A 12,641-nucleotide genomic window follows, 5' to 3' on the forward strand; every position below is an offset into this window, starting at 1 on the left:
AAATTTAAACTTCAAACCACAACACGATCGCCCGGAGTTAAGTAAAATATAAGATTCACAGATCGCGAGGGAGAAACAGTTATCGAAACCATCTACGGCAATCTTCAAGGTTTAAAGTCCAGCCAGCTCAAGCAACTCGAAAAGCTTTACCACCAGCGACTACCGGGCGATCGCATCACCACGGCAGAATTCGCCCAGCGCGTCGCAGCCATCAGCACCGAAATCGACAAACCAATCTGCACCTACATCAACCGTCGCGGACAAGTAATTCGCGTCGGCGTAGGTACACCCCGCCAAACCCAAATTTCGCCCCTAGAATTGCCCCGATACGGCGGAGGTCGCCTCAGCGGCATTCGCTGCATCGCCACCCACCTGAAGCCAGAAACCCCAAGCGAAGCAGCTCTCACAGCAATGGCAATTCAGCGCCTAGATGCCCTAGTGTGGCTGACGCTGACCGGCGGAGGATTTCAGCGCCGCGGCGGCGGTGCGACAGGTTACATCCAAGAAACTTATCTCGTTCACCTGATACCTCAAGGAGACCGACCAAATTTTGAGTTTTCCGTGTTAAGCGCTCAGTTACAAAAATCTGCAACTGATGAAACTGATGAAACTGATGAAATAGAAGAGTCTTCAGTTCAAAACTCACCAATCAAAACTCAACACTTTCCCTGGACAATCTCAGAACCGCTGAATTTGGACGACCTCGCAGACCAAGATTTTCAGGAGTTGGTGGAAGGACTAGAAGCAGAGTTTCAAGCTGAGTTTGTCGCTAAGCAGGTGGATGCAGACCAAGACAAGGTTCTGCTGGTGGGTGTAATGACTCAGCAGATGACTCTGCTGGATTTTGAGGACGGACTCGCAGAAATCACGCGGCTGGTGGAAAGCGCCGGGGGTCAAGTTCTGCAAACAGTGCGCCAAAAACGATCGCGCCCCCATCCTCAGACAGTCGTTGGCGAAGGCAAAGTTCAAGAAATTGCTCTCACCGCTCAGACGGTTAGCGCTAACCTCGTGGTATTCGATCGCGATCTGGCACCCGCACAAATACGTAACCTAGAAACTCTCCTCGGCATTCGCGTAGTCGATCGCACGGAGGTAATTCTGGACATTTTCGCCCAAAGAGCGCGATCTAGCGAAGGTAAATTGCAAGTCGAACTAGCTCAGCTACAATACACCCTGCCCCGGCTCAGAGGGATCGGTCAGGCCATGTCAAAGCAGGGCGGCGGCATCGGTACCAGAGGCCCTGGGGAAACTAAACTAGAAACCGAACGGCGGACGATCGCCAAACGCATTACTCGATTGCAGCAAGAAGTAAATCAACTCCTCGCTCACCGCTTCCGGCTACGGCAGAACCGGCACCACAATGACGTACCCTCAGTCGCCATCGTCGGCTACACAAACGCCGGTAAATCGACCCTGCTCAACCTGCTCACCAATTCCGAAGTCTACGCCGCCGACCAGTTATTTGCCACCCTCGACCCCACCACCCGCAAGCTGACAATTCCTAGCGCCGAGGGCGGGGAACTTTTGTCGCTCGTCCTCACAGACACAGTGGGCTTTATTCGCGAACTGCCCCCCTCACTGATCGACGCTTTTCGGGCTACCCTCGAAGAAGTCACAGACGCCGACGCTTTGCTGCACCTCGTCGATCTCTCCCATCCCGCATGGCAAAGCCAAATTCGATCCGTCATGAATATTTTGACAGATATGCCCGTAACTCCTGGGCCTGCTCTTGTAGTTTTCAACAAAATCGATGCCGTAGATGAAGATAGACTCGCTCTCGCACGAGAAGAGTTTCCTCAAGCCGTATTTATTTCGGCCGCCAAAGGTCTCGGATTGGAAACTCTGCGCGATCGATTAGCGCAACTCATTGAATACGCCCTCTATCCTCGGTAAATACTTAAATATTCCTTTTAAGTAGTTGACAGTCAGGAATACACGTACATATACTGAGGACAGTTCCTATCGCAGCATGAGACGATAAAAGAGTAGTCAGATTGTGCATTGCCAAGTACGATAAAGCAGAGCTAGTTTGCGAGGAATTAAATAATTAATTTCAGGAGGTGGCGGTACTCGTAACAACACTCTTTGTTAATGACTGTAACTGCTGGTGGTGGAGATGTTGCCAGAAGATGTTGCTCGATCGCTCCCTGCAAAGCACTAAGTAACGTAGTGCCAACCACGAAGTTCTCGACCTCAAGGTGTAAGAAAATAAGATTATTAAAGTGTTTGGGCGACCTCCCCAAGCGCTATACTATACTATACGGGCGCGAGAAAAGCATCCATCTATTGTAATAACTCTAAAATCCTTACCAACCCCGCAACGCTCATCTCTAGCACTATTTCTAATTTCCGATTTTACCACTTTTTAACTAAATAGTTATGTGTACGCCACTGGCAAAACTAGCAATCGGACTCTCTGCCACAATGGCAACAGGGTTCTTCTATTTGGCTGCCGCCCCTCCGGGTGCAGCACAGGTAGATGTGTGCGGGCCGGGAAACTTTTCAAGCGCCTGTAGCCCTGACAATTCCCCAAGCCCGGAAGCACCATCAAGCCCATCCATAGAATCTCTGCGCTCTGGGACACAAGCATCAGACCAGGTAGAGAAATCGCCAGACCCAGCGCCGGCACAATCGCCGAACTTCACAAAAATATACACCAACAACTCCACCCCGCAGAGAGCAGCAACATCTATCCCAGAACCGGGCACTGTGGTAGCACTCCTAGTGACAGGTGCAGGAATCATCGGTTCCGGCAGAAAACGAAACAAGCAGGTCGGTCAGTCGCGATAGACCGATCGTGCTGCTAATTGTCAAAATCTCTCCGTTTCAAGAAGGGCGGATATTTTGGTATTTTTAGACAAATTTAAAAAAAGTTGTATAAATAATAACATTACAAGTCGTTGGCTGCAACTATATAAAAATAAAAATAAGATTAGTTAAGATTACAATAAAAAAATATTGTTATTGTTTGAGCGCCCGATGACCCCTAAAGTAGAAATTTACACTTGGAGAACCTGCCCGTTTTGCATTCGGGCCAAAGCACTGCTGAAGCGAAAAGGGGTAGATTTTACAGAGTACGCCATCGATGGAGATGCAGCAGCACGGGATAAAATGAGCGATCGAGCCAACGGAGGCCGCACCCTGCCCCAAATCTTCATTAACGACCAACACATAGGCGGCTGCGACGAACTCCACGCACTCGATGCTCGCGGCCAACTTGACCCGCTGCTGGCAACATAAACATTAGTCCATCGCTTGCCAAATTTTCCTCAAACCAATTCATAAGTGCCAACTGAACAATGAAATTTGCATTCATCATCGATTCCCTCGCGCGACTCATTCCAGGACACGATACCAGCGTAGCGCTGATGGAAGCCGCTCAAGAGTTGGGTCACGAAGTTTGGGCGACTCAAGCCAACGAATTAAGCGTCATCGACGGCAAAACCTGGGCTACCCTCTACCGGGTAGCCCTAACCCCTGTAAAAATCGTAGAGGGACGCTGGGAAGCAGCTCAGGTGTGGTACGAAGTAGAACAGCCTACTTTCGGGCCTCTCGAAGCAATGGACGCAGTATTTATGCGGACAGACCCCCCTGTCAATATTCCTTACCTTTATGCTACTTACCTTCTAGACGGCATCGATCCCGCTAAAACTTTGGTAGTTAACAGCCCCAAAGGATTGCGCGCAGCCAATGAAAAAATGTATGCTTTGCAATTTGAGAACTCGATCCCCGAAACAATTGTTTCTCAAAACAAGCGGGTAATTAGGCAATTTGTTGAGAAAAAAGGAGCGGCAGTTCTTAAACCATTAGGTGGGAAAGCTGGCGAGGGGATTTTGTTATTGGAAGCGGGCGATCGCAATCTCAACTCCCTAGTCGAAATCAGCACTCAACAAGGGCAAATCCCAGTGATGATTCAGACATATCTGCCCGCAGCAAAAGACGGAGATAAACGAATCATCCTCTTAAACGGCAAGCCCATCGGCGCTGTCAACCGCATTCCCACAGGCAACGAATTTCGTGGCAACATGGCCGTCGGCGGCCGAGTCGCACAAACAGAAATTACCGATCGCGAACATCAAATTTGCGCTGACTTAGCACCGGTACTGCAACGGGACGGACTGTACTTTGTTGGCATTGATATCATTGGCGGTTATCTCACCGAAGTTAATGTCACCAGCCCTACAGGGATCAGAGAAATTGACTTGCTTGACGGCGTTAGTTTGGGCAAACAAGTAATTGAATGGGTGGAGAAGGAAGAAGGAAGAAGGAAGAAGGAAGAAGGATGAGGGAAAAAGGAAAGCACGACACAGATTAGGACACACATACACTGATTAATTATCGAGCGTCAGGCCGATGTTGAAGTCATTAGTTATTGGTTAGTTGCTACCAATTCCCAATTCCCAATTCTCAATTCCCAATTCCCCATTCCCAATTCCCAATTCCCCATTCCCAATTATTAAATTATGTCAAAAATTGGCGTTGCAATAGTCGGTACAGGTTTCGGTCAAAAAGTGCACCTTCCCGGATTCCAGGCACACCACCGGACAGAGGTTGTGGCTGTTTACCACCGGAATTTAGACAAAGCTCAGGCGATCGCCAGCACCCACAACATCCCCTATGCTTGCAACTCGATCGCAGATATAGCAGCCATCCCAGAAGTAGCGGGAGTCAGCATTTCCACCCCGCCATTTTTGCATTTTGAAATGGCAAAAACCGTCTTGCAAGCAGGCAAACATTTATTATTAGAAAAACCTACAGCCCTCACAGCTTATGAAGCTAGGGAACTTTACCGATTAACAAACAGCGAATCTCAAACTAATGTTAACAACAGTGGTTCGAGAGCAATTGCCACAATGGACTTTGAGTTTCGCTTCATCCCCGCATGGCGAATGCTAGCAGAATTATTAGCAGCAGGATATGTCGGAGAAAACCGTTTAATTAAGATTGATTGGTTGGTGTCTGGGCGCGCTGATGCTGCTCGCCCTTGGAATTGGTACGCGCAAAAAGAGCTAGGCGGCGGAGTTTTGGGGGCGACAGGTTCCCACGTTTTTGATTATCTTAGCTGGCTGTTCGGGCCCGTGCAGAGGCTTTCTGGGCAATTGATTACAGGAATTTCAGCGCGACCAGATCCGAAGGATTCGGGAAATTTAAAACCTGTTGATGCTGATGATTCTTGCACGTTGATGTTGGAATTGGCCGGGGGAACGCCTTGTCAAGTTTGTTTGAGTTCGGTTACTTATCAAGGGCGGGGACATTGGGTCGAAATTTACGGGAGTAAGGGTACTTTGGTATTGGGAAGCGACAATCAGCAGGATTATGTCCACGGATTTCGTTTGTGGGGTTCCCAAGCTGGAGAACCTTTAGCTGAAATTAAGATTCCTCAAAGATTGGAGTTTCCTCAAGTTTATCCAGACGGGAGAATTGCACCGTTTATTCGAGTAGTGGATAGGTGGGTAGAAGCAATAGATGCGGGGAAATCTTTGATACCGTCGCTCAAAGAAGGAGTTTACTCGCAGTTGTTGATGGATTTGACTCAGGAGTCAAATGCTACGGGAACGTGGGTGGATGTACCGAATTTAGATAAATTTTTGGGCAGTAAGTAAAATTAAAAACTCACAAAGTAATCTCTCCCACTCGATCGCGCCCCAAACCCGATAAACTACGATATAGATAAACTCGATCACCCTTATATCCAGAGTTGTAAGATGGCGCGCCCTGAAAGTCCTTGCCTCAGTATAGCGATCGCTCGCCTGAGAACCGCTGGGGCAAACCATTTTGCCACTTGGGTTCTACAAGCTCCCTATCCCAGCGGGTACGTTCACCACGACTGTATGTGGCCCCATACCCTATCCCAATCCTGGAAAGCTTGGCAGGAAATGTTTTCCCCCTCCGGGACAATGCACGAATTGCCCCTACATCCTGATGGCAGTTTCGTCTCGCCGGAAAACAACCAGAATATACTTGCAGAAACTGAAAAACGAACTCCTAAGTCGCTACAACTACCTCCACCGCTCCCCTCTGTGTCGCTTCAGCTCGGTCAAGGGGGGTGGGGCGACAGGGGCGAGCCGAACCTGCAGCAGCCACCTGCAAGCTACAGCAGCCGCCTGATGCAGCATTTGGGGATCGATCTTTGGCGGTGGCTGTTTGAAGGGCCGATTCAGGGCAGTCTGCAGGAAAGTAAAGGTATCGCGATCGGGCAAAATCTACCCCTGCGGGTTCGCATAGATTTGCGCGAACCCTATTTAATTGCTTTGCCTTGGGAAATTATGCAGCCTCAAGCCGGTCAACCGGCAATTTCTCTGTCGCAGCAATTGCTGTTCAGCCGCACTACCAGCAATGTCGAGCCTTTGCCGCCCCTGCGTCCTGCCGAGTCGCTGAACATTTTGCTAGTTTTGGGACAAGCAGAACCAGGCCGCGGTGCTAATTCTGAATTTTCTACGAGCAATAACCGTCATTTGCAGTTGGAAGCTGAAGCACTCGCCCTCGCTGGGGTTCTCGAAAGTGCTTTTCAAACCGACGACAGCGACAAATATTTCGATATTAGCGTTCCGACTCGCGTTGATACTTTGATCGAACCTACTCCGGCCGAACTAATTTCTCGGCTGGAAACGCAAGCTTATAACATTCTGTTCTACTCGGGCCACGGGATACCGGGGCCTGACGGCGGCTTGCTGTTTTTGGCGCCGGACACGACGATGAACGGTACTGAACTGGCTCAGGTTTTAGTTCGGTGTCGCGTGACTCTGGCAGTGTTTAATGCCTGTTGGGGAGCTCAGCCGGCGGTGGAGAGGCTGCACTCGAATAACGGCCAGCAACAGGCGATCGCCCGCAGCAGTTTGGCTGAGGTACTGATCCATCACGGGGTGCCGGCGGTGTTGGGGATGCGGGACTCGATCGCCGATCGCGAGGCCCTAAGTTTTATCCAAACTTTTGCTCGAGCTTTGGCCGGGCGGATGTCGGTCGATCGGGCCGTCGCCGTCGCCAGACAGCAGCTACTGACGCTTTACAAGTTCAATCAACCGGCTTGGACGCTTCCCGTGCTGTATATGCACCCAGAGTTTGACGGCGAACTGACTGAGCCGGTAGATGACCTGAAAACGGAATTGCCTCTAAATTCTTCTACTTGGCTGGGACGTTTGCCGTCTTGTGCTTACTTGCGGGGGCGCGATCGACCAAATGTCAAATCCACCGAATCAACCAATCAGGTTTGGCAGATTTGCGCCGGGATGGTTCGAGTCGGACGCTGGGAAGAAAACGACGTAGTGATTCGAGAACAGTGGGTTTCTCAGAAACACGCCGAGATTTTCTGCCGCAACAGCATCAGAGATAGCCGGGAAGAACCTAGCTACTTTTTGCGCGATTTTTCTCGTTACGGGACTTTAGTTTTGGGGGCCCAGGGATGGGTGAGAGTTCACCACCAAGAACTGCTGTTGCAATCGGGCACTCAGCTAAAATTTGGCAGTTCTCAAGGTCAGATTTTTGAGTTTACTATTGAGGTTCCAAAAAGTTCGGGCTACAGTGAGACTGATTGCGGAACCAATTAAGGTGCGGGTGTAGTTAATGAATGCGATCGAAACAGCAAACTTCTGAGCGTTAAGTCTCAAGTCTGAAGTTAAAAGAGTTACTCACCGCAGGCCGCTCGCAACTATCACTTAGTAGAATCCACTTTCTGTACTTTCCTTGAAGCACTTAGGTATTACATCATGGCTACCCAATCTCCCGATTCTCAATATTTTCGCGACTCTCTCTCTCAGGCCGAAATGGAACTGCTCGCCACAATTGTTCAGACTGATGTTGCCTATCCCTGGAATCCGGCACAGCTTGAATCAGAATCTTATTGGGCGGATTTAGAGCAGGAATTTTCACTGTCTGACTCTTTCAGCGACAGCGATATTGCCCTGAAGTCGGGAGTTTTATTCGCGCAATTAGAACAAGTTTGGCTTTCTAGCGCCCTGCAAAAGTCTTTGGGCGATAAATTTGCTGGCGTTCCTGAAGATTTTTTGACCCGCATCGCTCAAAGCGTCCAAAATGCAACTGTGAAGTATCAATCTTTAGCTGACCAAATGGTAGAGTGCGTGTTAAATATTTTACCTCAGTGGGCTGAGGAAGATTTGCAGGTGTTGGCGCGTCCTTTGGCTTATGCCATGCGAGAGGGTGATTCGTCCGGGGTGGAAGCGGCTGTGGAGACTAAAAGACCTTGGGCGCAATTGTCGGAAATAGAACAGGCGAGAGTTGGTTTGACTGTCGCCCGCTATGCAATTTCGCAATTAGAAATTTCTGATTAGTTTTTTCACGGTTGGGTTTTATGCTGCGATCGCCATAATTTTTCAAATTAATATAAAATTAATCTACCTTGAGTTAGATGTTAAATTTGTCTAGTTGTTAAAACACCTGGATTGCTATAGTTTGATATAGCAATCCTATTCAATTTTTAGACTTGATTAGAACTGATACACAGGCGGTCAGAAACCTGGTTTTTTTTACGAAAAATCTGCGTTTTTAGCAACAAATCGCGTAAAAACGCGCTTTCTGGGTTGGCGGTGTAAACTGTATATAGCGGTTCTCACTTTTGTGAGAACCGCTATATCTCTGGCTGGGATTGTGAGGGCGACTGGGGTTTCGGAACGGTGGTTGCAATACTATGTGTTTATAAAAAATTAGGAACTGTAAAAAGACAAGTAGAAGTGAAGTCAAAAAAAAGGGGAAGCTAACAATTCAATGTGATTAAATGTTGTCATTTGTAGCTAATAAGGATAATAAGCAGTAGATTTGGCTGGCAATTGATATCAAATCCGGTAGCATCGGAATGATTCCGATATATATTCTGGGACTCTGTGTACTCTGTGTTCGAGCGCCGGTTAAATCATTCCGATGCAAGCGGAAACGAATATGATGCCTCAACATTCATAAATTGTAGGAGTATATATTGGTAAAAAAGATCGAGCAGGCGCTCAAGGATTATGGGATTCTTTGCCACCCGTTTATGGTCAATATGCCGTAAGTTATACAGACTTTGGGAATGCCTCGGTCACATTTTTTCCTCATAAAAAATACAATACAGTAGGAAAGGAGATTAATCTAACAAACTATATAGAAATATTTAATAATACGATGATACAAAGAATATCTCGATTGGCAAGAAAAACTATTTCATTCTCTAAAAAACTCTCCAATCATATTGGCAGCTCTTTGGCATTTTATTCATGAGTATAACGCCAATTTATCAATGAAAATCCTTAATTTTCCTTGCTATGCAGGACTACCTTTATGCGAATGGCAACGTTATGAAACTTTACAAAAATGGGACATCACGATTATCCCATTTTAACTGGTATTTTATTTTTCCGCGAGTACCTTAGCATCCCAAGTAAGGAAGAACCATTATTTTTAGTCGATTCTATTGCACCTCATAACATCGGGAAGTGCTGTAATTCCCAATTACCGATTCCCAATTAGTCACGAACAATTAATTTTCGGTAGGAGGAGAAGGCGACACTTCGGCGGGAGAAGGCGCAGCTTCCGGCGACGGAGCAGCTTCCGGCGAGGCTTCGGCGGGAGCAGGCGCAGGAGACGGTGAGGGAACAGCTTCCGGCGACGGCGAGGCTTCGGCGGGAGCAGGCGCAGGAGACGGCGACGGCGAGGCTTCGGCGGGAGCAGGAGCAGGAGACGGCGACACTTCGGCGGGAGAAGGCGCAGGTTGAGGCGACGGAGCAGGTTGTGGCGACGGCGACACTTCGCCGGATGGTTTCGGTTGAGGCGAGGGCGACGGTTTGGTGGCGGGCGCAGGTGCCGGCGGCGACTGTTTGGCACCCGGCTGCGGTTTGTTTTGGCCGGCGGGTGGCTTCTCAAACTGGGGTTTGACTTCCGCAGGTGCTGGGGATGGCTGGCTTGTCGGACTCGGTTGTGTCGGCGCTAGGGCTGGCGGCTGCTGGCCTGTTGGTCGGGGACTGGCTGGGGCGGTGGATGGCGTTACAGGAATGCCGCGGCAAATTTTTTCGTCGTATTTAAACGCGACAGCTACCTGGTAAAGCTTGTGCGTGCTGGATGCTGGAAATGTCAGAGCTGGGTTGATAATCGCAGTTTTAGCCGTGTTGTCTAGAATACTGTAACCCGTGGGGACGATCGCCTGTGGCTCGGCTTTGAGCAAACCTTGAGGGCTGACAACTGCTCCAAAAACTGCGACTCCTTCGAGTTTTTGCGAGCAAGCAGCAGCAGGATAAGCCACATCCACAGGAGTAGGCCCGGTCATTTCCAAGTCGGGATAAGCTTTTTTGAATTTCTCAAACAAAGCAACATAGGTATTTGCAGCAGCAAGCTGTGTCTCTCTGTCGCGGGGCAAGTTTGAACCGGGAACTCCCTGCTGTTCTAGCTGTTGCTGTCCCTGGTCAAATTGTTGCCTCCTGAGTCTTTCTTCGGGAGTTTCTGCAATCAGATTCCTTTTATTCGGATCTTTTTGAGTCAATTTTGGCCCTCCCTCGATTCCCGAATTCCTGCCGGCAATTGGAAATTCGGGCGTGAAGACTGGAGCTCCGTCTGGAAATAGTGGCAGTCCACCTCTACTAGCTATGATTTTTTTGAGCGTTTCTGCCTCGTCTTCCGAGGGCCCGCCGGGAAGCTGGGGCGCTTCTGTCAGCGATGGTGGCGGTGGGATATTGCGATCGAAATTACCGGGCAATGGTGGAAAAATTACACTGCCGGGAGGCAGTGGCGGCAGGATAGTGGGTGTTGTGGGGGATGGGATTTTGAGAGTTGGGGCTGGAGTTTTGGGAAGCGGCGGGGCTGTTGGGGCTGTTAAGGGGTCGAGAGAGGGAGGGAGAGGGGAAAAGAACCCTGGAGGGGGCATTCCCGGAGGCATGGCGGGCAAGTTAATGCTTGGAGGTGCGGGGGGTAAAGGCGGGGCTAACTTGGGCGTGAGGGGAACAGGAACAGGGGCGACGAGCGAAAACGGTGTATTGGAGGGCTTTGGTGGTATAGTTTGTGGCAAGCGCCCCGCTTGGGCCGGAGTTAATTGTACGAAGCCGACGGAACCGGGGATATTTTTGTTTGAGGAATTTCCACCATTCATTAAGTTTGAAATCGTCGGGGCACCTACTCCGAGGATTCCGTGAACGCCGACAGAGGCTAGGGCTGCCCACCAAAAAGGCTGGCGCACCGGTTCAGAAAGGGTGTTGGCTAGGGACGAAGAGTCTGTCATGACCATAGGGAATAAGTAATTGGTAACTGGTAATTTGGGAATTGATAATTTGGAATAGGAGGTTAATAGTTATTAGTTGATATTTTTTTATTTTGACCGATTTAAAAGCGGTTGTTCTGGAATTCAAAGGTATAATTTTAGCACGGTCGGCATTGAAATTGCCCGATCGACTTTGAGGACGATTCTGCTGTTTTTAGGCTGGAGGCTGAATGCTGTACCGGGTTTCTCAGTTATTGCTGAGAATCGTATTCGGGGCATCAGGCCATCTGGCGGATTCATAGAACTATTGCTGCTGGAGGTGATGGCACAGACTGCGCTGTTGTCATACCCCTGCTGTGGGCTGAACCAATTAAACACGATCGCTCGCACAGATTTATCGGCGTAACCGAATTGGAAACGCCATCACAAAAACTCACAACTCAAAATTCGGGGCTGTAGCTGGAATCTCAAAACTACTCCCTCGATTCACCAGCGATAGCGGTAATTTTTAAAAGGAGCTCCCTCAATGCTCAGCAAGTCGATCGGATAAATAGGAGCCCCGCTTGCCAGATACTGAAACATCTCCCGAACTTCCTCTCCCCGCAGCGACAACTGGTCTAATTCTTTGAGAGAATACCAACCAGCACACAAAGTATACTCGTCCGGCTTGCTCTTAGGCGGTGTTTTATCTTCAGGACGAGCCACAAAAATGACTCGGAGGCGCACGTTCCCCCTAGGCATCACCGTATGCTCTACCCTGAGAATTCCTTCCACGATCACAGAAATGCCCGCTTCTTGGACGGTATTGCGAACAGCAGCATCGAGCAACGTCTCCCCTTTTTCCACCCGCCCTGCTGGGAGATACCACTGTCGATCGTACTTGCGCTCTTGTACCAGTAGAAAACGGTCTTCTAAGTGAACGACAACTAGGGTAAAATACAATGTTGGAATCGGCTCGCGAGCCATAGAAGTAGATATTCCCCAAGCAAAAAGTTTAACCAGCGACAGGTGTTAGCCATCCAAAGAGTGCTTCTTCAAGCGTTTGTGAACTTGAAAAACATATCGTAGCATCCCCTGGCCACCAATCCAATAATCTCAAATCTCAAATCCTACCACCCCGCGCCACCAATCGCCAATCTCAAATCTAGAATCGATGAGCCACCAATCCTAAAATCTAAAATCTAAAACTTGTTCGATCGCGAAGTCGAAGAATCTAAAATCGATCGTGCCATTGTCAACTGTGATTTTGCCTGAATATTTTGCTGCTGCTTCGGACTAGCGGGAATTAGAAAAATCTCTAGTCGATCGAGGTTTTCCAACTGTAACAGTACCTCGCTTGCAAGCGAGATGGGTTGCCGACTTTTGGCGGGCGGTAGATAGTGCCCATTTTGTGGCATATCGATCGCGCGGGAACATCTGGTGTTTTGCATTTATAGTGCGAGTTCGCGACATCTCGCACTACAATCAA

General features: G+C 49.0%; 12 protein-coding genes. 7 read left to right on the top strand and 5 right to left on the bottom strand.

The window, feature by feature from the left end; translation table 11 throughout:
- Positions 1-159 precede the first annotated feature (159 nt).
- On the bottom strand, positions 160-297 hold the full coding sequence (locus QUA01_RS02335; protein WP_228049827.1) for a hypothetical protein: 138 nt from the start codon (positions 295-297) through the stop codon (positions 160-162).
- Here QUA01_RS02335 and hflX point away from each other — a divergent pair.
- The gene (gene hflX, locus QUA01_RS02340; RefSeq protein WP_333087893.1) at positions 235-1,893 is read left to right on the top strand and encodes a GTPase HflX; all 1,659 of its coding nucleotides are present in this window, start codon (positions 235-237) and stop codon (positions 1,891-1,893) included. The genes QUA01_RS02335 and hflX overlap by 63 nt on opposite strands.
- Before the next feature lie 146 nt (positions 1,894-2,039).
- On the opposite strand, the gene QUA01_RS02345 is transcribed toward hflX, so the two are convergent.
- Positions 2,040-2,180 carry a hypothetical protein gene (locus tag QUA01_RS02345; RefSeq protein ID WP_333087847.1) on the bottom strand — a complete coding sequence of 47 codons (141 nt, stop codon included), beginning with the start codon at positions 2,178-2,180 and terminating at the stop codon, positions 2,040-2,042.
- Between the two features lie 199 nt (positions 2,181-2,379).
- On the opposite strand from QUA01_RS02345, the gene QUA01_RS02350 reads away from it, so the two are divergent.
- The 6 genes from QUA01_RS02350 (at position 2,380) to QUA01_RS02375 (ending at position 8,285) form a co-directional block, all read left to right on the top strand.
- Positions 2,380-2,790, top strand: a complete 411-nt coding sequence (locus QUA01_RS02350) for a PEP-CTERM sorting domain-containing protein (protein ID WP_333087845.1) — start codon at positions 2,380-2,382, stop codon at positions 2,788-2,790.
- Positions 2,791-2,979: 189 nt separating this feature from the next.
- The gene (grxC, locus tag QUA01_RS02355) at positions 2,980-3,240 is read left to right on the top strand and encodes a glutaredoxin 3 (RefSeq protein ID WP_333087844.1); all 261 of its coding nucleotides are present in this window, start codon (positions 2,980-2,982) and stop codon (positions 3,238-3,240) included.
- Positions 3,241-3,299: 59 nt separating this feature from the next.
- Complete coding sequence (gene gshB, locus QUA01_RS02360) at positions 3,300-4,286, top strand: glutathione synthase (RefSeq protein ID WP_333087842.1); 987 nt, start codon at positions 3,300-3,302, stop codon at positions 4,284-4,286.
- Positions 4,287-4,463: 177 nt separating this feature from the next.
- A complete protein-coding gene (locus QUA01_RS02365; protein ID WP_333087840.1) occupies positions 4,464-5,603 on the top strand; it encodes a Gfo/Idh/MocA family protein in 1,140 nt (379 codons plus the stop codon).
- Positions 5,604-5,705: 102 nt separating this feature from the next.
- The gene (locus QUA01_RS02370) at positions 5,706-7,544 is read left to right on the top strand and encodes a CHAT domain-containing protein (protein WP_333087838.1); all 1,839 of its coding nucleotides are present in this window, start codon (positions 5,706-5,708) and stop codon (positions 7,542-7,544) included.
- 159 nt (positions 7,545-7,703) lie between these two features.
- Positions 7,704-8,285 carry a hypothetical protein gene (locus QUA01_RS02375; protein ID WP_333087836.1) on the top strand — a complete coding sequence of 194 codons (582 nt, stop codon included), beginning with the start codon at positions 7,704-7,706 and terminating at the stop codon, positions 8,283-8,285.
- A gap of 1,181 nt (positions 8,286-9,466) precedes the next feature.
- Here QUA01_RS02375 and QUA01_RS02380 read toward each other — a convergent pair.
- From QUA01_RS02380 to QUA01_RS02390, 3 genes are all read right to left on the bottom strand, one after another.
- Positions 9,467-11,194 (bottom strand): hypothetical protein, encoded by a 1,728-nt coding sequence (locus QUA01_RS02380; RefSeq protein WP_333087835.1) that lies wholly within the window; start codon positions 11,192-11,194, stop codon positions 9,467-9,469.
- A 465-nt stretch (positions 11,195-11,659) separates the two neighbouring features.
- Positions 11,660-12,139 (bottom strand): NUDIX domain-containing protein, encoded by a 480-nt coding sequence (locus QUA01_RS02385; RefSeq protein ID WP_333087834.1) that lies wholly within the window; start codon positions 12,137-12,139, stop codon positions 11,660-11,662.
- Between the two features lie 215 nt (positions 12,140-12,354).
- Positions 12,355-12,603 (bottom strand): hypothetical protein, encoded by a 249-nt coding sequence (locus tag QUA01_RS02390; protein ID WP_333087833.1) that lies wholly within the window; start codon positions 12,601-12,603, stop codon positions 12,355-12,357.
- Between the last annotated feature and the right edge of the window lie 38 nt (positions 12,604-12,641).

Origin of the sequence: Microcoleus sp. S36a_B3, from assembly GCF_036700745.1 — a bacterium.
Taxonomy (GTDB): Bacteria; Cyanobacteriota; Cyanobacteriia; order Cyanobacteriales; family Microcoleaceae; genus Microcoleus.

Coding starts and splice junctions, on each gene's coding strand:
- QUA01_RS02375 (WP_333087836.1), top strand. CDS start 7,704: ATGGCTACCCAATCTCCCGATTCTCAATATTTTCGCGACTCTCTCTCT.
- QUA01_RS02385 (WP_333087834.1), bottom strand. CDS start 12,139: ATGGCTCGCGAGCCGATTCCAACATTGTATTTTACCCTAGTTGTCGTT.
- grxC (WP_333087844.1), top strand. CDS start 2,980: ATGACCCCTAAAGTAGAAATTTACACTTGGAGAACCTGCCCGTTTTGC.
- QUA01_RS02380 (WP_333087835.1), bottom strand. CDS start 11,194: ATGACAGACTCTTCGTCCCTAGCCAACACCCTTTCTGAACCGGTGCGC.
- QUA01_RS02390 (WP_333087833.1), bottom strand. CDS start 12,603: ATGCAAAACACCAGATGTTCCCGCGCGATCGATATGCCACAAAATGGG.
- QUA01_RS02370 (WP_333087838.1), top strand. CDS start 5,706: ATGGCGCGCCCTGAAAGTCCTTGCCTCAGTATAGCGATCGCTCGCCTG.
- gshB (WP_333087842.1), top strand. CDS start 3,300: ATGAAATTTGCATTCATCATCGATTCCCTCGCGCGACTCATTCCAGGA.
- QUA01_RS02365 (WP_333087840.1), top strand. CDS start 4,464: ATGTCAAAAATTGGCGTTGCAATAGTCGGTACAGGTTTCGGTCAAAAA.
- QUA01_RS02350 (WP_333087845.1), top strand. CDS start 2,380: ATGTGTACGCCACTGGCAAAACTAGCAATCGGACTCTCTGCCACAATG.